Source organism: Rhodococcus sp. T7, assembly GCF_009872365.1.
In the GTDB taxonomy this organism is placed as follows: Bacteria; Actinomycetota; Actinomycetes; order Mycobacteriales; family Mycobacteriaceae; genus Rhodococcus_F.
The window spans coordinates 41,614-61,561 of record NZ_WXYH01000344.1 but is presented as its reverse complement, the minus strand read 5'-3'; the positions used below and the strand labels follow the sequence as shown (position 1 = coordinate 61,561).

Genomic DNA, 19,948 nt, shown 5'->3' with positions numbered 1-19,948 from the left:
GCGCGGTGGACCTCTATCGCGTTGCTCTCCAATCGTTTTCACACCGCGGCTGCCGACGACCAACCGATTCGAGAAATTTTCGCCGACCCCTTGTCTAACGACCGGTTGGTGGTATGGTGGCCATCACACACAGAGCGTGACCATTCGCTGAAAGGTAAACCCCGTGAAGTTTGCGATGTTCCAGACCCCGTTCATGCGCCCGGAGCGCACCCCTCGACAGGTCTTCGACTTTGCGGTCGACCAGGCCATCGAGTGCGACCGCCTCGGATTCACCGAGTACTGGATCGGTGAACACGCCACCATGTCGTGGGAGTCGATCACCAGCCCCGAACTCGTCATCGCGGCGTCGGCCCGCCAGACGCAGGACATCAAGCTGTGTCCCGGAGCGCACCTGCTGCCGTACCACAACCCGGCCACCCTGGCGACTCAGGTCGCCTGGATGACGCACGTGACCGAGGGTCGCTACATCCTCGGCATCGGTTCGGGCGGTTACCCCAGTGACGCGAAGCTTCGCGGCTACAAGGACATGTCGACCAACCACAAGCGCACCACCGAGGCGCTCGAGATCATGAACAAGGTCTGGGAGAGCAAGCCGTTCCAGTTCGACGGCGAGTTCTACAGCGCCGGCTACCCGGAGAACGACGAGCACCACGAATACCGGAGCACCGCTCCGTACGGCGGCAAGGTCGAGATCGGACTCGCCGGATTGTCCCCCAATTCGCCGTCCCTGTCGTTCGCGGGCCGCAACGGGTACAACGCGCTCTCGGTGTACGCCGGCGAAGCAGCCATCGCCAATCACTGGAACACCTACGAGAAGGCGGCCAACGAGGCCGGTATCACGGTCGACCGCGACAACTTCCGCGTCGTGCGTGACATCATCGTCGCCGACACCGACGCCGAGGCCCGCAAGCTGGCCGTCGAAGGTGGCATCGGCAAGGCGTGGATGGAATACCTCGTCCCCGTGTACAAGCAGTTCGGCCTGCTCCAGGCGATGCTCCCCGACATGGACATGGCCGACGTCACCATCGACGACATCGTCGAAAAGGTCTGGATCGTCGGTTCGCCCGACACGGTCGCCGAGAAGCTCAACTCCGTCTGCGAGGCGACCGGCGGCTGGGGCACCACGCTCGTCTACGGCCACGACTACCTCGACGATGTCAAGCCGTGGAACTACTCGCTCCAGCTGCTCACCGAAGAAGTCGCTCCCAAGCTGGGCTGACGGCACGACCACATCGAAGATCCGAAACGAGAGGAGGTCCACGATGACCACACAGACATCGAGTGCCCGAACGTCGCCGGCGGTTGCCGTCGTCGAGAAGTTCATCGAGGCCTACAACAGCGGCGACGTCGCCGCCATCCTCGAAGTCAGCGCCCCTGACCTCGAGGTCGAGCACCACAACCGCGGCGTCAAGCTCGACAGCGCCCAGGCGTTCGCCGATCTACTCGCATCCTTCGCCGGAGCGTTCCCGAACAAGCACTTCGAGAACCGTCGCGCACTGCACGTCGTGGACGACAACACCGTCCTCGTCGAGCAGTCGTGGGTGGCAACCGCGATCGCGGACGTGCCGGGCTGGGCCCAGACCGGTGAAACGGTGCGCCTCGATCTGTGCACCCGGTTCACGGTCGACAACGGAGTCATCACGGAGTACCACGACTATGGCTGACAGCCGTACGGAGATGCGCTTCGACGGTCAGGTCGTCGTCGTCACCGGGGCCGGTCGCGGCCTCGGTCGCGACCACGCGCTGCAATTCGCTGCTCGCGGAGCTAGCGTCGTGATCAACGACCTCGGTGTCGAATCGGGCGGAGACGGCACCGATGTCAGCGTTGCGCAGACGGTCGTCGACGAGATCGTCGCTGCCGGAGGAACGGCGGTCGCCGACACGCACAGTGTCGCGGACGCCGAAGGTGCCGCCGCCGTAATCGCCACGGCGACCGAGGCGTTCGGACGGGTGGACATCCTGGTCAACAACGCCGGCATCATCTCCTACGGATTGTTCGGAGATCTCACCGACGACCAGTGGCATCGGATGCAGTCGGTCACGGTCGACGGCGCCTACTTCGTGTCCCGAGCCGCATGGCCCGTGTTCCGTGCTCAGGGCAAGGGCGTCATCGTCAACACCACGTCGAATGCAGGATTCGCGGGGTGTCCGCAGCTGAGCCACTACGGTACCGCGAAGCTGGCGGTCGCAGGCCTGACCAAGAGCCTCGCGCTCGAGGGTGAAGAGCTCGGAATCCGCGTCAATGCCATTGCGCCGATGGCCATCACGCGGATGAACCGGGATGCGTTCTTCAGTGGTGCGGAGCAGGAGTCCGCGGACTGGCAGGAAGAACTCCGCAGCGGAAAGATCCCGATGGGGCCGTCCGAGGTGGTCTCGCCCACCGTGCTGTGGCTCGCACACGAGTCGACGACGGTGAACGGTGAGATCTTCAGTACCTCGTCGGGAAAGGTCGCGCGGGTCGCGTTCGTCGTGGGGGAGGGCTGGTTCGATCCGAACCACACGCCCGAAGATCTTCGCGACAACGTCGACACGATCCGCGAGCTCGGCGACTACATCGACCCGAAGTCGACCGGCGACGAACTGGCGGTCATCCCACCCCTGTTCGCAGCACAGGTTCACTGAAAATCCTCGACTGCACCCACGTCGGCCCGTCCTGCCCGCTCTGCGGTCCGGGCGGGCCGATTCTGGTTTCCGCGGTCACGGTTCGACACGAGAGAAATGAACGCAGAAATGACTGATCGGCAAGAACCACGTTATGACGAACTTCCCGAACTGGGAACGCTCGGCGTCCGGCACAGCTGGGGGGTGTTGCCGGCGGAGTTCGGAACGCTCGACCGGCTCGACGAGGAGTCCGTGACCCGCGGTGCGCGGTCGGTGTCGACAGGGCGGACGTTCGGCCTGTCCCTCCCGTTGTCGACGTTCGAGCCGCCATTGTTCGACCGCCCGAGCGTGAAGCACCAGGTCTTCGAGGCCGGGCGGAACACCTTCGAGGACAATATCGATTCGTTCAATCCGCAGTCGGCGTCGCAGTGGGACGGCCTGGGGCATGTCCGTGCCCGTGAGCACGGATACTTCAGCGGGATCACCGACGACGGTGAGGCATGGAGCGCGCTCAGCGTGCACCATTGGTCGCGCCGCGGGATCGTGGGCCGGGGTGTTCTGCTCGACGTTGCCGGTCATTTCGAGCGGACCGGTACCGAGTGGGATTCGTTCGCCGGCTCGACCCTGCAGGTGACGGATCTCGAAGCGGTTGCGCAGGCGCAGGGAGTGACGTTCGAGGCGGGCGACATCTTGTGTGTGCGCACCGGCTGGGCCGCGGAGTACCGCGCACGCAAGGCGGCGGGGCGAGACATGTCGACCGCCGGCGACCGATTCTCCGGGCTGTCCGCAGCCGAACCGATGGCGCGATTCTTGTGGGATTCCGGATTCGCGGCGGTGTGCACCGACAATCCGGCCGTGGAAAGCGCGCCCGGCAATCGTGAGGACGGGTCTCTGCATCGCCGACTGATCCCCGCGCTCGGTTTCGTCCTGGCCGAACTGCTGGACTTCGACGACCTGGCATCCCACTGCGCAGAACGCGGACGCTGGGACTTCTTGTTCACCGCGGCACCTCTGCCTTTGGAGGGAGCGGTGAGCTCTCCGGCGAACGCGGTCGCGATCGCGTGACCCCCATTGACGGGTGAGGTCGGAATCACATACAGTGAATCTACCAACCAATCGTTTGAATAGCAGCTCTACTGCACGTCACGAAGGGGCCAACACATGAACCAGCCGATCATCGACGCAGCCGAGTTCCGGCGCGTGCTCGGTCACCTTCCGACCGGTGTCGTGGTGGTGACGTCGACCGTTGACGGAGCGCCCGTCGGTATGGCCTGCAACTCCTTCACTTCGATCTCGCTCGACCCCGCACTCGTCGGCTTCAGCGTCGCGCACACGTCGAGCACGTGGCCGCCGATCCGGACGGTAGGCAAGTTCTGCATCAACGTTCTTGCAGAAGATCACGCAGACCTCACGCGCAACTTCTCGCGCAAGGGGATCGACCGTTTCGAGGGAATCGATTGGGAGATGCGCGCGAGCGGTCCAGGGCTCGGAGGGGCTGTCGCCTGGATCGACTGCACCTTGTGGCGCGAGTACGAGGCGGGCGATCACATGATCGTGCTCGGCAAGGTCGAGGCCATCGAGGCTGCGCCGGACGTGTCGCCCCTGGTGTTCTGCAAGGGCGCCTACGGGGCCTTTGCGACAGCCCTCAACTGACGCGATCGCCGAAACAAGTACACGACTTCGAACACCCATTCCCGTCGGTCGGGATAGTTACCAGGAGAAACACATGAGCCTGACTCATCAGGAGATCAGAGAGATCGTCCTCGCACTGCAAGGATCCGAGTGGGATCAGGCAGTGGTGACGGTCGGGGACGTTCGCATCGCCCTCGGACGCAACGGCACCGATCTGTTGCCGGCAGCGGCAGCAGCACCGGCCAACGGTGCCAGGGCAGCCGCACCCGTATCGGTGCCGGTCGCCGTACCGGCTTCTGCTCCTGCGCCCGAACCGGCACCCGCACCGGTCGCGGTGCCTGCTCAACCCGCGGCCGCACCGACGCCGAACGCGCCGGACGTCGACGGCCACGTGGTGACGGCCCCGAGCGTCGGCGTCTTCTGGAAGGCCCCGCAACCAGGACAGCCGCCGTTCGTCGAGATCGGTTCCGAGGTGAACGCCGGCGATACCCTGTGCATCGTCGAGGTCATGAAACTGATGAACAACGTGACCGCCGAGGTTGCCGGCACCATCGTCGCGATTCACCAGGACAACGCCACTCAGGTCGAGTTCGGAACCCCGCTGTTCACTATCGCTCCCCGGGGTGCATGAGTCGTGCGCCGAGTACTGATCGCCAACCGCGGCGAAATCGCGGTACGCATTGTCCGTGCATGCTTCGACGAGGGGATCGAGAGCGTTCTCGCGGTCTCCGATTGCGACCGGGACTCTCTGGCCGCACAGCTCGCCGACCGGATCGTGGTCATCGGCCCGAGTTCGGCGTCCGACAGCTACCTTTCCGTCGATCGCATCGTCGCGGCGGCACTCGCCGCGGACTGCGATGCCATCCACCCCGGGTACGGCTTCCTCTCGGAGCGAACCGATCTCGTCGAGGCGTGCGCCGAGAGCGGCGTGACGTTCATCGGCCCGCCGGCCGAGGTCATGCGCAGATCGGGTGACAAGCTCACCGCGCGACATACCGCGAACGAACTGGGTATTCCCACCGGATCGGGAACCGCCGGTCTGCTGACCGTCGAGGATGCCCTCGCTGCAGCCGACGAACTGAACGACTATCCACTTCTGCTCAAGGCGTCCGCCGGCGGCGGTGGCCGCGGCATGACGGTGATCCGGAGCCGGGACGACGTGCAAAAGCACTTCTCGCGGTCGAGCAACGAGGCCGAGCGCGCTTTCGGCGACGGCACCATCTACCTGGAACGGTACGTGGAGTTCGCCCGCCACGTCGAGGTGCAGATCATGGCCGACACTCACGGCAACGTCTGTCACCTCGGCGAACGAGACTGTTCCACGCAGCGTCGCTACCAGAAGCTCGTCGAGGAGGCCCCCGCCGTCGGGCTTCCGCAGGACCTGCTCGAGCGCGTACGCAATGCCGCCGTGGATCTCGCAAAAGGCCTCGGATACGTCGGGGCAGGGACCGTGGAGTTCCTCGTCGACACCGAACGCAACGACTTCGTGTTCCTCGAGGTCAACGCGCGTGTGCAGGTCGAGCACCCGGTCACCGAGATGGTGACCGGCGTCGACATCGTTCGCGAGCAGCTCCGCGTCGCTCGAGGCCTTCCGCTGTCCTTCGGTCAGGACGATGTGACACTCGTCGGACACGCCATCGAGTGCCGGATCAACGCCGAGGACGCACGGAACAACTTCCTGCCCTGTCCCGGGCGTATCGACCATTGGGTCGCGCCGCAGGGCAAGGGTATCCGCGTCGACACCTATGCATTCTCCGGTGCCACGATTCCACCGTTCTACGACTCCATGATTGCAAAGCTGATCGTCCACGCGGACAGCCGAGAGGACGCGATCGACTTGATGGGGCGCGCCCTCGGGAAGCTCCGCGTCGAGGGAGTACCCACCACCGTGGCGCTGCACTCCGCCCTCATGGCGGACAAGGCATTCCAACACAGTCCCGTCACCACCAAATGGCTGGAGAACGAGTTCCTGCCGACCTGGGAGGAGCAGATCTCATGACAACGATCGAGTTCGTCGACCAGACACTGCGAGACGGACAGCAGAGCCTGTGGGGCTTGAAGATGCGCCCGCATCACGCAGCGGACGCCCTGGAACACCTCGACCGCGCAGGCTACCGCGTGGTGGATCTGACCGGACCCGGCATGTTCACGGTGCTGCTGCGCACCTTCAAGGACGACCCCTGGGCTGCAACGGATTTTCTCACCCAGGGACTGAAGAACAATGTGGTCCGCTGCGGCATGCGCACCATCAGCGTCATCGGATTCAACCACACGCCCGATTCGATCATCGATCTGTGGATCCAGACGCTGATCAAGCACGGCGTGACGAGCTTCTGGATCTACGACTGCCTCTACGACATGCCGACCATGTATCGGCTCGCGAAGGTGATCCACGACAACGGAGGTGTCGCCGTTCCGGCCGTCATGTACGGGCTGACCGGCGCGCACGACGACGAGTTCTTCGCCCAGCGAGCCAAGGAAATGGCGTCGTGGGAAGGCGTGCAGAGCATCTACATCGAGGACGCCGCCGGCGTGCTCGAGCCCGAACGGGCTGCGACGCTGCTGCCGGCGATCCGCGCCGCCACCGGCACGATTCCCCTGGAGTTGCACTGCCACAACACCACCGGTCTCGCACCGCTGAACTACATCGAGGGCATCAAGGCAGGGTTCACGATCCTCCACACGGCATCCCGGCCGATGGCCAACGGACCGTCGCTGCCATCGACGGAGGCGATGACCACGATCGTCGAGTCGATGGGACACACGCACGGCCTCGACAAGTCGACGTTCGGACCCGTGGCGACCAACTTCGAGTGGGCCGCGCGTGATGCCGGCTTCGAGCCGTCGGTGCCGGCCGAATACGACCCGAGGATCTACGACCACCAATTGCCTGGTGGTATGACCGGAACGCTGATCAGTCAGCTGCAACAGCACGGTATGGCCGACAGGTTCCCCGCCGTGCTCGAGGAGATTCCCCGGGTGCGTCAGGAACTCGCATCTCCGATCATGGCCACCCCGTTCAGCCAGTTCGTCGGCATCCAAGCAGTCCTGAACGTGGTGACGGGGGAGCGCTACAAGCTGATCCCGGACGAGGTCATCCGATACGCGATGGGTCACTACGGACCACTGATCCGCAACGTCGATCCGGCAGTGATGGACAAGATTCTCGACTCGTCGAGAGCCAAAGAGTTCCAGGGCTGGGTCCGTCCGCAGCCCAGCCTCGGCGAGATCCGGTCGAAGTTCACGCCGGGTATCAGCGACGAAGAGTTGCTGATGCGTTTCATGACGTCCGACGAGGAAGTCGACGCGATGCTCGCCGCAGGTCCGATCCGGACCGACCCGCGGCGGAGCGAGAACGAGATCGTCCGCACCATCCAGGACATCGCCCGCGGTGCAAGCGATGTCACGTCGTTGTCGATCGCTCAGCCCGGTTGGTCGGTCGACGCCTGCAAGAATCACTGAGAAGCAACACATCGGACCGACGACGAAGCCCCCGAGCAATCGCTCGGGGGCTTCGTCGTCAGCCAGTGCGCGGCCGTTGTGGGACTATCCGGACAGCACCAGATCGCGGACCACGTTCCGTCGGATCTTCAGACTCGTCGTCCGGGGAAGGGCGCCGACGATCACGAGCCTGGTGGGCTTCTTGTACGACGCGAGGGTGCGCCGCGAGTAATCCTGCAGTTCTTCGAGGGTGAGTGCTGCACCCTCACGGAGGGCGACGACGGCAACTACCGATTGTCCCCAGCGCGGATGTGGCGCGCCGACGACGGCGCACTCGGCCACCGCCGGGTGGCCGGAAATGGCGGTCTCCACTTCCGACGGGTAGACATTCATTCCGCCGCTCACGATCAGATCGGTGCGCCTGTCGCTGACGTACACGAATCCAGCCGCGTCCATGCTGCCGAGATCGCCGGTGTGATACCAGCCGTCGACGAGGGTAGCGGCGGACGCATCGGGCATGTTCCAGTAGTCGCGCATCACTGACGGTGACCGGACGACGATCTCGCCGACGGACGAACCGTCGCGGGGTAGTTCGCTGCCCGCCTTGTCGACGACCTTCACGTCGGTTCCCTCCACGGCCCGGCCGACGGATGCGAACGGATCTGCCGCAGGGCCGACGGGTTCGAAGTCCCCGGGTCGCGTGGCGGTGATCAAGCCCCCGGAGTTCTCGGTCATGCCCAAGCCTTCGATCAAGGTGTCGCCCAGAACGTCGTACAGCAGGCGCAACTTGTCCGGGCCTGCTTTCGACGCCGAGTGCAGCACGCAGCGGAGGCCGGCGATGCGGGGGCGCGACGCCGCCGCGGCCCGGGCGAACTCCTCGATCAGGGGCGACGGTATGTAGGTGAACGTGACCCCGTGGCGCTCGATGGTGTCGATGAGTTGAGCGACCGACCACTTCCCGAGGATGACGACGGTTCCACCGAAGCGGAGGTGGGTGAGAACGTGGGCAGGCACCGTCGCGACGAACGACATCGACCCGGTGAGCGCGCAGACGCTCCGTTGGGGCAGCCGGTACGCGCGGTTGTTGGATTCGGCGATGGCGGCGACACTGCGGTGCGTCATGACAGCACCCTTCGGTCTGCCGGTGGTGCCGCTGGTGTATCCGATGATGAACGGATCGTCGCCGTCGACCGGAGTCGTGACCTCGGGCAGCGCGCTTCCGTCGCGGACGAGGGAATCGAATGCGACGGTGCCGGTGGGAGCATCGTCCGGAATCGGGCCGATCGCCACCGACGCCGCGTTCTGGACGGACAGTGAGCCGGCGATGTGCGAGTGATCTGCGCTCCACACCACGATGCGCGGAGTGCAGTCGTCGACGAGGACGGACGCCTCGGCCACCGTGAGACGCGTGTTGATCGGGACCATGATGGCACCGAGCCGAGCGGCCGCGAGGTACAGCTCGACGTACTCGATACCGTCGTCGACGATCGCGGCGATCCGGTCACCGTGGGTGGCGCCGAGGCGCGACAGCGATCGGGCGAGCGCGCGTACGGTCTGTGACAATTCGGCATAGCTCCGAGTGCGCCCGTCGGGTGCCACGAGGGCGACGTGATCAGGCTGGTGGGAGGCGTGTTCGTCGACGCACTCGGCGATGGTGATACAGGTCATGGGAGTCTCTCGGGGGAGAGAGCCCCGGTCAGGGGCTCATGGATTTGATGGTCATCTGGGCGAACTGCCGGGTGATGGCCTTGTCGGAGAGCCGCCGTTGCGAGCTCGGCTTGTGCCAGGTCGGCACACTGTTCAGGGCGCCGAGGATGAAACGGATGGACAGACGGAGGTCGACATCTTGGATTGCGCCGCCCTTCTGGGCGCGCTTGAGCAGGTTGTACAAATGCTGTTCGAAGCGACGTCCGGCGGCCTCGACCTCTTCCAGACGCTCACCTGTCAGGCGCCGTCCTTCGTTGAAGTAGATCGCGACGCGCTCGACGTTGTCCAAGTACCACTGCATGAGCTCTTGGAGGAGTTCGTCCAGTTCGTCGAGCGGATCGAGGCCCTTGGCCGACACCCTGTCGAAAATCAACTCGGACTGAATGTGCGACTCCTTCATGATGCGGAGAAGCAGATCTTCCTTGGAGTCGAAGTAGTAGTACAGGCTGCCCTTGAGGACACCCACCTCGTTCGCCACATCCTGAAGGGATGCGCCTGAGTAACCCTTCTCGTAGAAGATGCGGACCGCGGCCTCCATCACTTCGGCATCGCGATTTCGGCGCTCGCCCTTTGCTGGGCGAGGCGTGGTGGTCGAACTCGAACTTCTTGGCACTGGAATCCCCTCAGCTGCGCTGATGCAACCGTACGTTTGGTGGATATCTTATGTGGCTCTTGACACAGTGTCGAATCGATTCTAGCTTATCTAACAATCGTTTGGGAGATTAAGTCCCCGACTAGAACGGAGTGTCAACACGTGACGCACAAGGTTTCAACCACTTCTGGCTCCGCATTCGCGCAGGAGGCAGGGACCTGGCTGCAGGAGAACGTGCCACGCAGATGGCGTGAGCATCGCGGGACGCTGGACGAGCACGAAGCGATCGACATCCGACGCCAGTGGGATCGCCAGCTGTACGAAGCGGGGTACTCGGGCCTGTCGCTGCCCAAGGAGTTCGGCGGTCAAGGACTCGGCCTCGCCGAGGAGGTGGCGTTCAGCGAGCTCGCCGCGCAGGCCCAGGCCCCTGACGGTCTGGCGCGCATCGGCAGGATCCTCACCGCCCCCACGTTGATCGCCCACGGCACCGAACAGCAGCGGGAACGATTCCTGCCGCCGATCCTGCAGGGACTGGAGACGTGGTGCCAGGGGTTCTCCGAACCCGGTGCCGGATCCGATCTCGCCGGCGTCAGCTGCCGCGCGGACAAGGTCGACGGTGGCTACGAGATCACGGGCCGCAAGATCTGGACCAGTTTCGCCGCCTACTCCGATCGGTGCCTGATGCTCGCCCGGACGAGCCCGGACGCACCCCGGCACAAGAACCTGTCGATGTTCCTGCTCGACATGAATCAGCCCGGTGTCGACATCGGCGTCATCAAGCAGATCTCCGGCGGCACGCACTTCGCGGAGGTGCACTTCGACCGTGTCTTCGTCTCCGACGACGAGCTGATTGCCGAGGAAGGCTCCGGATGGCGGGTCGCGATGACGACCTTGATGAACGAGCGCGGCGGCGTCGAGGCGGCCAGTCGCTACGTGGAGATGCGGGCCGACATGGACCTGCTCCTCACGATGTGCGGCGACGATCCGCGTCGTGCCGACGTTCTCGCCGACCTCGACCGGCGCACCGAACTGGTGCGCTGGCAGATCTCCAAGGCCGTGCACCTCGAGGACAACGAGGCCGAGTTCGTGCGTGCCACGTCGATTCTGAAGGTCCTGTGGAGCGAACTGTGGCAGGAGATCACGGCCGTCGGCCTGCGGTACGCCACAGCTGCCCACCGAGAGCACTGGCGATACCAGTATCTCGAGAGCCGGTCGGCATCGATCTTCTCGGGCACGTCCGAGATCCAACGAAACATCATCAGTGAACGAGTTCTGGGGCTGCCGCGATGACCACCGTATCCATGACCGAAGCGACCGACATGGGAACCGCTGCCGCCGAGGGGCTTCGCGAGATCCTGGAGAAGAACGTCGGAAGCCGCAACATCGCCACGTTCGCCGAAACGGAATCGCCTGTCTCGTGGGACGCACTGGTCCGAGCCGGCTGGGTGGAGATCGCCGACGACTCGGGTGAGGACGGACTCTCGCTCCGCGACCTCGTCGAGGTCGTGCGGGTCTGGGGTGCATTCTGTGTGCCGTTGCCGCTGGTACCTACGCTCGTGACGCGCAGGCACAGCGCCGCTGCCCGGGAGTTCGACGGACCCGTCACGCTGTCGGTGCCGACACCGCAGACGACCGCCGGCTGGGGTGCGGTGCCGTTCGGGCAGCGTACCGACATCGGTGTTCTCGATTCGTTCGACGGTGGAACCGTAGTGCCGGTCCCTGAGTCTTCCGTGGTGAATTTCGCGCCGACGCTCGGGGCCGCCGAGATCCCGTGGACCACGACGACGACCGACGCTCCCGCACGGGAGCTGGCTGTGCTCTGGGCGGCGGAGGCCGCGGGCATCGCGCGCACCCTCGTCACCATCAGCGTCGAGTACACCCGCGATCGCCAGCAGTTCGGCAAGCCCATCGGGTCGTTCCAGGCGGTCAAACACATTCTCGCCGACGCACACATTGCCGCCGAACAATCCGACACCTCTGCGCTGTGGGCGGCTGCCGATCAGGCGCGAGCGTTCGAGGTCTCGGCGCACGCGATCGAACAGGCCGTCGACGTGGCCGAGCGTGCCATCCAGGTACACGGCGGCATGGGGTTCACCTGGGAAATGGGGCTGCACTTCTATCTGCGCCATCTGCTCACACTCCGTGACCTCGTTGCCGGGCTCGCCGAATCCCACCGTTCCTGACGTCCGGCACTGGACGCTCCCTTCACACGAGGACTCCGACATGGATCAGACAGTTTCGGCGACGTCCGCACCGGCCGCCGCGGTCAACGGCCGGCGCGCCGCCTTCGCGGGTGGCGTCGGCACGATGATCGAGGGGTACGACTTCAGCATGTACGGCTACATGGCCGTCATCGTCGCCCCATTGTTCTTCCCGTCAGACAACGAGGTCAGCTCGCTTCTGTTGACACTGTCGGTGTTCGCGGCGGCATATGCCGCGCGCCCACTGGGCGGAATCGTGTTCGGATACGTGGGTGATCGCGTCAGCAGACGTGCCGCCCTGATGACGACACTGCTCTGCATGGGCCTCTCCAGCGCGGCGATCGGAACGCTGCCGACGGCACTCGCCATCGGACCCGCCGCATCGGTAGCCCTCGTGTGTCTGCGCCTGCTGCAAGGCTTCTCGGTAGGGGGCGAAGTCGCCGGCGCCGCAACGCTGGTGTCCGAAGCCGCACCCGAAGGTCGTCGCGGCCGCTACGGCGCCATGAACCCGTTCGGTGCCACACTCGGCTTCGCACTGGCATCCGCGGTGGCGGGCCTGGTGTCGTTCCTGACCACCGACGAACAGATGGCGTCCTGGGGTTGGCGGATCCCGTTCCTCGTGGCGCTGCCGCTGGCAGGAATCTGCCTCGCGTTGCGCCGATCGCTTGTCCATCAGCCCGCAGGCGAGAACGTCCGTCCGGCACCGTCGCCGGTGGCGGCCGTGCTGAAGCGCTGGCGGAAGCCGCTGCTGCAATCCTCCGGGGTCAGCCTCGCGGTGAACGGTTCCGCCTACTTCGGTCTGACGTACCTGAGCATCCACCTGATCACCGAGCTGGGTTATCCCAAGACCGGCGTCTACTGGATCACCACGGTGGTGGTGGCGATCTCGGCGTTCCTGATGTTGCTGACGGGACGACTCGGCGACCGCATCGGATTGTCGGGTCTCGCGCTCATCGGTCTGGCCGGGTTCTTCGCGGTCACCGCCGGTGCCATGGCACTGATGGGCATGGGCAGCCTTCTCGTCGCCGGCATCGCATTCATGGCGATCATGGTCAACTCGTCGTTTCTGCAGGTGGCCGGCTATTCGATGATTCCGGAGTTGTTCGACCCGGAGGTCCGGTACACGGGCACCGCGCTGGGCTGGAACATCGGCGTGGTGGTCGCCGGGGGCACCGCACCCGTGGTGTGCGTGTGGCTGGTCGAACGGACCGGCAACGCCCTCTCGCCTGCGCTGTTCGTCATGGGCGTGTGCGCCGTGGGTGCGCTCGCGGTGCTCTCCGTGCGTCGATCGCAACGAGTGCCTGCCTGATCCGATCGAGCTGTTGTCTCGCGGTGTGATGCAGGCTACAATTCAAACGACCGGTTGGTGGTTTAGTTCTCGACGCGCGACTGCCGACCCTCGCAGAAAGGCGGAGGACATGGATTCGGAACACTCGGTCGAATCGGCTGTTGCGACACTCGCGAGAGGCGGGATGGTGGTGGTCGCGGATGACCATGACCGCGAGAACGAAGGCGATCTGGTGATGGGCGCCGCCGCGATGACCGACGACGCGATGGCGTTCTTCCTTCGCCACGGCAGCGGCATCGTGTGCACACCGATGACCGCACGCCGTGCCCGCCAACTCGAACTCCCGCTCATGGTCGCGGCGAACAAGGACCGGATGGGGACCCCCTTCACGGTCACCGTCGACGCCGTCGACGCGGGAACGGGCATCTCCGCGGCCGACCGGGCCACCACGGTCCGTGCGATCGCAGACCCCGGCACCGCGCCGTCCGGCCTGACCCGGCCCGGCCACATGTTCCCGCTCATCGCGCAGGACGGCGGCGTTCTGGTTCGCCGCGGGCACACCGAAGCGAGTGTCGACCTCATGACGCTCGCCGGCGAGTCCGAGCCGACCGCCGTGATCACGGAACTCGTCGGCGACGACGGCGTCCCGATGTCCGGAACGGCACTGACCGAATTCGCGGCACGATGGAATCTGCCGTTCATCACCGTGGCGGACCTGGTCGCATATCGCAGCCGCCGCGACTCGCCGATCGAGCCCTCGCCCGAAGCGGCGGTCGCGCCCGTGTCCAGTGCGCGCATCGACACCGATTACGGCACCTTCACGGCGCACGTGTTTCGCGATCGCGCGGCGGGTGTCGAGCACGTCGCGCTCGCCATCGGACTCGAGACGCCGCCCACCGCCGCGGTGACGGTTCGCGTGCACAGCGAATGTCTCACGGGCGACGCGTTCGGCTCGCGCCGATGCGACTGCGGCCCACAGCTCCAGGACGGACTCCGGGCGATCGCGGCGTCCGGCGAAGGAGTGCTCGTGTACCTGCGTGGCCACGAAGGACGCGGAATAGGTATTGCCAACAAGCTCGCCGCGTACGCGCTGCAGGAGAAAGGCGTCGACACCGTCGACGCGAACATCGAACTCGGGCTTCCGGTGGATGCTCGCGACTACGACTTCGCAGCCCGGATCCTGCGCTACTTCCGCATCGAGTCCGCAGACCTGATCACCAACAACCCGCAGAAAGTGGAAGCCCTCGAGCGCTTCGGAATCGCCGTCCGGCGCCCGGACGACTCACCAGTGCACTGGGGGTCCCACAACGTTCACTATCTGCAGACCAAGCGCGAGCGCATGGGTCACATCCTCCCGGAGACACCGCACGAGTTTCTGCAGTGCAAATCGGTCTGAAGACCTACCGCACAAGTAATTCCGACATCAGATGAAAGGCAATCGCCATGAACGCTGTTCCACCCGCATACGCCCGCATGGACCTCTCGGGCAGGAGCCTGCTCGTAACGGGCGCGGGCAGCGGAATGGGGCGTGAGGCCGCGTTGCTGGCCGCCGGTCGAGGAGCCTCCGTCACGGCGGTGGACATCGATGGCGACGGGGGTGCGGCGACAGTCGCGGCGATCCTCGACGCTGGTGGGCAGGCGCAGTTCGTGCGAGCCGACATCACCTCTGAGAACGAGGTGCAGGCAATGGTCCAGAGCGCTGTCGACGCCTACGGAAAGCTCGACGGCGCGTTCAACAACGCAGGGATCATCGGTCCGATCGGGAAGCTCGCCGACTTCGACTACGACAAGTGGGCGTCAGTGGTCGACATCAACCTGAGCGGCGTGTTCCACTGCATGAAGTACGAGATCCCAGCGATGCTCGCGGCCGGCGGAGGCGCTATCGTCAACACCGCCTCCACTGCCGCGGCCATCGCGTATCCCAATCTTCCCGCTTACGTAGCGAGCAAGCACGGCGTCCTCGGTCTCACCCGCCAGGTCGCGCTCGACTACGCAGGCGACAACATCCGGGTCAACGCGGTGCTGCCGGGATCGACTCTGACCCCGCTCGCGGAGGCAGCGTTCGCCGATCCGGAAGTGAAGGCGAAAGCCGAAGCCGCGCAGCCTATCGGCCGTCTCGGCCGCCCGGAGGAGATCGCGGAGATGGCGCTCTGGCTGCTCTCCGATGCGGCGTCCTTCTGTGTGGGATCCGCGTTCTTCGTCGACGGCGGCGTCAACGCGGCCTGACGGGAACGGATCGACTGTCAGAGGAACGACGACGCCGCAGCATTCGCGGCCACCGAGTGAAAGTTGTGAGATGAACAAGCAGGTCGGAACTCCCGAAGAGGCGATAGCCGGCATCGAGGACGGATCCACGGTCATGATCAGCGGCTTCGGGCCGCCCGGGCAGCCGGTGACGTTGATCGAGGCGCTACTCGACGCCGGCCTCACGGATCTGACGGTGATCAACAACAACGCAGGCGCCGGGGGCGAGGCCATCGGCCAGCTCTTTGCCGCCAAGCGGGTGCGTAAGGTGGTCTGTTCGTTCCCCAAAGCGATCGGCTCGACCATCTTCGACGAGCTGTACAACGCGGGTGAGATCGAGCTCGAACTGGTGCCCCAGGGCACGATCGCAGAACGTATCCGGGCAGCAGGTGCGGGCATCGGCGGATTCTTCACCCGCACCGGATACGGCACCGAACTGGCCGAGGGCAAAGAGGTTCGCGAAATCGACGGCAAAGGCTACGTATTCGAGACACCCCTGTTCGCCGACGTCGCCCTGGTGAAGGCGCGAGCCGCCGACCGGTTCGGCAATCTCGTGTACCGCAAGACGGGCCGCAACTTCGGCCCGGTCATGGCCACTGCGGCGACACTGACCGTCGCCGAGGTCGATGAAATGGTTCCGGTGGGTGACCTCGACCCGGAAGCGATCGTGACCCCGGGAATTTTCGTCGACCGCATCATCTGCGACTCCTCCCTGAAGGGACACTGACATGGTTCTGTCTCGCAAGGACATCGCGTGCCGCGTCGCGCAGGACATCCCCGACGGTTCGTACGTCAACCTCGGCATCGGAATCCCCACTCTCGTAGCCGACTTCATACCCGACGGCCGCGAGGTCATCCTGCATACCGAAAACGGGATGCTGGGAATGGGTCCCGCGGCCGAAGAGGGCAGTGAGGACCAGGATCTCATCAATGCCGGCAAGATCTATGTCACCGAAACTGCCGGTGCCTCGTATTTCCACCACGCCGACTCCTTCGGAATGATGCGCGGCGGACATCTCGATGTCTGCGTGATGGGTGCGTACCAGGTGTCGACACGGGGTGACCTCGCGAACTGGCGCACCGACAATCCGTCCGTCATCCCCGGGGTCGGCGGCGCGATGGACCTCGCCGCCGGCGCGCGACGGGTGTTCGTCATCATGGACCTGTTCTCCCGCGCAGGTGAGTGCAAACTCGTGCGTGACTGCACCTACCCCCTCACGGGGCCGGGCTGCGTCGAGCGCGTCTACACCGATATCGCACTGTTCGAGACAGGCCCGGACGGAGCGCGTGTGCTGGAGATATTCGACGGAAGCGACCTCGAGTCGCTGCGCGAACGCACCGGTCTCGAACTGATCGACGGGCGCGCATCGTGATCGTCGAAACCGAGGTGACCAACGGCGTCGCCGTGCTCACCATCGACAACCCGCCCGTCAACATGGGTAACGCCGCGTTGCGCAGTGCGCTCGCCGATGCGCTCGACAGCGTGGCAACACAGCGCGGACTGACCGGTGTCGTCCTCGCCTCGGCGGGCACACACTTCTACGCGGGCTCCGACATCTCGGAGTTCGATCGTCCGATGCAGGTTCCGCAACTGCCGGACGTCATCGCCCGGATCGAGAAACTCGACATTCCCGTGGTCGCGGCGCTCACCGGTCTGGCGCTCGGCGGCGGTCTGGAACTCGCGCTGGGCTGCGACGCCCGGATCGGCGATTCGACGGCGGTCGTGGGTTTTCCCGAGGTCACGCTCGGCATCCTGCCCGGTGCGGGTGGCACGGTCCGCACGGCACGGCTCCTGGGCGTACCCTCCGCCATCGACCTGGTCGCGTCGGCGCGACGCGTCAAAGCCGATGAGGCCCTCTCACTGGGACTGCTCGACGAGGTCGTTCCTGCCGACCTACTGCTCGCGCGGGCTGTGGAGCGTGCGGCCACCCTCGGAGTGAAGAACCGCCTCGTCGACCGGCCGGCACCGGAATCCAGCGAGACCGCGGTGGCGGACGCGCGTGCGTCGGTGAGCCGTCGTGCGCGACCGAACGTGCTCGCCGCCGTCGACATGGTCTGCGCCGGAACGTCTCTCGACGGCAGGGAGGCCCTGCGACGAGAACGTGCACTGTTCGACGAATTCCGAGTCACGGATGAGGCCGCGAACCTGCGGTACCTGTTCTTCGCGAAGGGCCGGGCCGCCAAAGCGGTGCGGTCCCGCACTCCGGCACCGCAGATCACGACGATCGGCGTCGCGGGTGCCGGAACCATGGGCGCCGCACTCGCCGGCGCATTCGCCGCTCGCGGGTACGAGGTGATCGTATTCGACAGCAATCGCGCCGCGCTCGATCGTGTGGCGGATCGCACCGGGATCTCGGCCACCGATTCCATCTCGGACCTCGGCAGTGCCGACGTGGTGGTCGATGCCGTGTTCGAGGACATGGACGTCAAGAAGTCGCTGTTGCGCGAGATCGAACCACACCTGCCTGACACCGCTGTGATCGTCAGTAACACGTCCTACCTCGACCTGAACGAGATGGCATCGGTTCTCACCGTGCCGCAGCGTTTCGCCGGCCTGCACTTCTTCAACCCGCCGGACCGTAACCCCCTGGTGGAAATCATTCGGACGGCGACAACCGACGAGCGGACGCTCGCAGTGTTGTCGGCGCTCGTCACGCGGTTGGGTAAGACCCCGATACCCGCTGGAATCGGCGACGGCTTCGTCGCCAATCGCGTGTATGCCGACTACCGCACGCAGGCCGAATTCCTCGTCGAGGACGGCGCATCACCCGCCGAGGTGGACGCCGCACTGGTCGAATTGGGCTTCGCGATCGGTCCCTTCGCGGTGGCCGACATGTCGGGCCTCGATATCGCGTGGGCGCGACGCAAACGCCTGGCCGGCACTCGCGACCCGCGACAGCGATACGTCGACATCGCAGACAGACTCTGCGAAGCAGGCAGGTTGGGCAAGAAGACCGGGGCCGGTTGGTACGACTACCCCGACGGCGCCAAGCGCGGTGTCGTCGATCCCCGGGTGGACACGATCATCGAGAAGGCGCGCGCCGAGGCGGGTGTCACCACGCGCACCATTTCCGGCGACGAGATCCGCGACCGCGTGTTGGCGTCGATGGTGTGCGCGGCAGCCGGCCTCGTCGGGACCGGTATCGCCGAGCGCGCCTCCGACATCGACGTGGCGCTCACCGAAGGCTTTGCCTTCCCCGCCAGGCTCGGCGGACCGATACGTGCTCTTGCACAAAGAGACCGGGCCGAGGTGGTTTCCGCCCTGGAATCGGTGTACCGCTCCTGCCCGGTGTCGTTCGCAATCGCCGAGTCGGCAACCGCCGGCGAAATACCTGAAGCAATCGAGAAAATCCTGGAGGCCGTCCGATGACGCAGAAGGACAATGTCGCACTGGCGACACCGCTCACCCAGAACTGGGGAGGCAGCACGTGGGACGGTACGGTCGATTGGCCCCAGGGCAGCACCCGTGCGTACGACCTCGCCGTTCTGCTCGAAACCGGCATGACCCACCACGCCGCGCATCCGCCGTTTTCGTACGCGCTGGTGAAGAAGCACGGCGAGCATCCCTACCCGGGTGGCATCTCGTCCGCGATGGAGATGCTCACGATGGGTGCGCACGTCGGCACCCATGTCGACGCGCCCGGCCATATCTCGTTGGACGGATGCATCTTCGGCGGTCGGGAAGTCGACGGCGAACAGCGATCCTATGACGGTGTTTCCATCGGATCGGTGGAAGAGCTTCCGCCATTGATCGGCCAGGGCCATCTGGTGGACGGGGAACGTCTCTTCGGCCGCGAGTTGACACCGGCGGACGGATTCGGCGCAGAAGAACTCGATGCCTGGTTCGCCGACCGCCGACAGCCGGAACAGGGTTCGATCGTCGTCTTCCGCACCGGATGGATGAAGTACTGGGCGGACAGCGACAAGTACCTGGGGATCGGCACCGGGTTGCCGGGCGTCTCGATCTCGGGCGCACGTTGGCTGTCCGAGCGCGGAGTGCGGGCCGTGGGCAGCGACACCGTCAACTTCGAGCACAAGCCGAGCTTCACCACTCCCGCGCTGGACGTCCACGTGCACATGCTCGTCGATTCCGGCATTCCGATCATGGAGTCCCTGTCGCTCGAGGCGCTGGCCGCCGACCGCATCGACGATTTCTTCTTCGTCGCGTCGGCGCTCCGCATCAAAGGCGGCACGGGTTCGCCCATACGTCCACTCGCTTTCGTCGCTTAGTCGTCTTCCGAA

General features: G+C 65.3%; 19 protein-coding genes. 17 read left to right on the top strand and 2 right to left on the bottom strand.

The window, feature by feature from the left end; all coding sequences use genetic code 11:
* Positions 1–163 precede the first annotated feature (163 nt).
* From MLGJGCBP_RS32825 to MLGJGCBP_RS32790, 8 genes are all read left to right on the top strand, one after another.
* The gene (locus MLGJGCBP_RS32825) at positions 164–1,219 is read left to right on the top strand and encodes an LLM class flavin-dependent oxidoreductase (protein ID WP_160100889.1); all 1,056 of its coding nucleotides are present in this window, start codon (positions 164–166) and stop codon (positions 1,217–1,219) included.
* A 43-nt stretch (positions 1,220–1,262) separates the two neighbouring features.
* Positions 1,263–1,664, top strand: a complete 402-nt coding sequence (locus MLGJGCBP_RS32820; protein WP_087560931.1) for a nuclear transport factor 2 family protein — start codon at positions 1,263–1,265, stop codon at positions 1,662–1,664.
* Positions 1,657–2,622: an SDR family NAD(P)-dependent oxidoreductase gene (locus tag MLGJGCBP_RS32815; RefSeq protein ID WP_160100887.1), complete on the top strand. Its 966-nt coding sequence runs from the start codon at positions 1,657–1,659 to the stop codon at positions 2,620–2,622. The genes MLGJGCBP_RS32820 and MLGJGCBP_RS32815 overlap by 8 nt, the downstream gene beginning before the upstream one ends.
* A 108-nt stretch (positions 2,623–2,730) precedes the next feature.
* Positions 2,731–3,666, top strand: a complete 936-nt coding sequence (locus MLGJGCBP_RS32810; RefSeq protein WP_087560999.1) for a cyclase family protein — start codon at positions 2,731–2,733, stop codon at positions 3,664–3,666.
* Between the two features lie 96 nt (positions 3,667–3,762).
* Positions 3,763–4,254, top strand: a complete 492-nt coding sequence (locus MLGJGCBP_RS32805) for a flavin reductase family protein (RefSeq protein ID WP_087560933.1) — start codon at positions 3,763–3,765, stop codon at positions 4,252–4,254.
* Positions 4,255–4,327: 73 nt separating this feature from the next.
* A complete protein-coding gene (gene accB, locus MLGJGCBP_RS32800; protein ID WP_160100885.1) occupies positions 4,328–4,864 on the top strand; it encodes an acetyl-CoA carboxylase biotin carboxyl carrier protein in 537 nt (178 codons plus the stop codon).
* 3 nt (positions 4,865–4,867) lie between these two features.
* Entirely contained in the window at positions 4,868–6,232 is a 1,365-nt protein-coding gene (locus tag MLGJGCBP_RS32795; RefSeq protein ID WP_087560935.1) for an acetyl-CoA carboxylase biotin carboxylase subunit, read from the top strand.
* Positions 6,229–7,695, top strand: a complete 1,467-nt coding sequence (locus MLGJGCBP_RS32790; protein WP_160100883.1) for a carboxyltransferase — start codon at positions 6,229–6,231, stop codon at positions 7,693–7,695. Before MLGJGCBP_RS32795 ends, MLGJGCBP_RS32790 begins: the two co-directional genes overlap by 4 nt.
* An 84-nt stretch (positions 7,696–7,779) precedes the next feature.
* Here MLGJGCBP_RS32790 and MLGJGCBP_RS32785 read toward each other — a convergent pair whose 3' ends face one another.
* Both MLGJGCBP_RS32785 and MLGJGCBP_RS32780 read right to left on the bottom strand, forming a co-directional pair.
* Positions 7,780–9,342 (bottom strand): class I adenylate-forming enzyme family protein, encoded by a 1,563-nt coding sequence (locus tag MLGJGCBP_RS32785; protein ID WP_160100881.1) that lies wholly within the window; start codon positions 9,340–9,342, stop codon positions 7,780–7,782.
* A gap of 28 nt (positions 9,343–9,370) precedes the next feature.
* A complete protein-coding gene (locus tag MLGJGCBP_RS32780) occupies positions 9,371–9,994 on the bottom strand; it encodes a TetR/AcrR family transcriptional regulator (protein ID WP_160100879.1) in 624 nt (207 codons plus the stop codon).
* 141 nt (positions 9,995–10,135) lie between these two features.
* On the opposite strand from MLGJGCBP_RS32780, the gene MLGJGCBP_RS32775 reads away from it, so the two are divergent.
* From MLGJGCBP_RS32775 to MLGJGCBP_RS32735, 9 genes are all read left to right on the top strand, one after another.
* Positions 10,136–11,263 carry an acyl-CoA dehydrogenase family protein gene (locus MLGJGCBP_RS32775; protein WP_087560939.1) on the top strand — a complete coding sequence of 376 codons (1,128 nt, stop codon included), beginning with the start codon at positions 10,136–10,138 and terminating at the stop codon, positions 11,261–11,263.
* Positions 11,260–12,156: an acyl-CoA dehydrogenase family protein gene (locus MLGJGCBP_RS32770; protein ID WP_087560940.1), complete on the top strand. Its 897-nt coding sequence runs from the start codon at positions 11,260–11,262 to the stop codon at positions 12,154–12,156. The genes MLGJGCBP_RS32775 and MLGJGCBP_RS32770 overlap by 4 nt, the downstream gene beginning before the upstream one ends.
* 40 nt (positions 12,157–12,196) lie before the next feature.
* The gene (locus MLGJGCBP_RS32765; RefSeq protein ID WP_160100877.1) at positions 12,197–13,483 is read left to right on the top strand and encodes an MFS transporter; all 1,287 of its coding nucleotides are present in this window, start codon (positions 12,197–12,199) and stop codon (positions 13,481–13,483) included.
* A 109-nt stretch (positions 13,484–13,592) separates the two neighbouring features.
* On the top strand, positions 13,593–14,858 hold the full coding sequence (gene ribA, locus MLGJGCBP_RS32760) for a GTP cyclohydrolase II (RefSeq protein ID WP_160100875.1): 1,266 nt from the start codon (positions 13,593–13,595) through the stop codon (positions 14,856–14,858).
* A gap of 47 nt (positions 14,859–14,905) precedes the next feature.
* A complete protein-coding gene (locus tag MLGJGCBP_RS32755) occupies positions 14,906–15,688 on the top strand; it encodes an SDR family oxidoreductase (protein WP_236581495.1) in 783 nt (260 codons plus the stop codon).
* 70 nt (positions 15,689–15,758) lie between these two features.
* Positions 15,759–16,433, top strand: a complete 675-nt coding sequence (locus MLGJGCBP_RS32750) for a 3-oxoacid CoA-transferase subunit A (protein ID WP_160100873.1) — start codon at positions 15,759–15,761, stop codon at positions 16,431–16,433.
* A 1-nt stretch (position 16,434) separates the two neighbouring features.
* Positions 16,435–17,079: a 3-oxoacid CoA-transferase subunit B gene (locus MLGJGCBP_RS32745; protein WP_087560945.1), complete on the top strand. Its 645-nt coding sequence runs from the start codon at positions 16,435–16,437 to the stop codon at positions 17,077–17,079.
* On the top strand, positions 17,076–19,076 hold the full coding sequence (locus MLGJGCBP_RS32740) for a 3-hydroxyacyl-CoA dehydrogenase NAD-binding domain-containing protein (protein WP_160100871.1): 2,001 nt from the start codon (positions 17,076–17,078) through the stop codon (positions 19,074–19,076). Before MLGJGCBP_RS32745 ends, MLGJGCBP_RS32740 begins: the two co-directional genes overlap by 4 nt.
* Positions 19,073–19,936, top strand: a complete 864-nt coding sequence (locus tag MLGJGCBP_RS32735) for a cyclase family protein (RefSeq protein ID WP_087560947.1) — start codon at positions 19,073–19,075, stop codon at positions 19,934–19,936. Before MLGJGCBP_RS32740 ends, MLGJGCBP_RS32735 begins: the two co-directional genes overlap by 4 nt.
* Positions 19,937–19,948 lie beyond the last annotated feature (12 nt).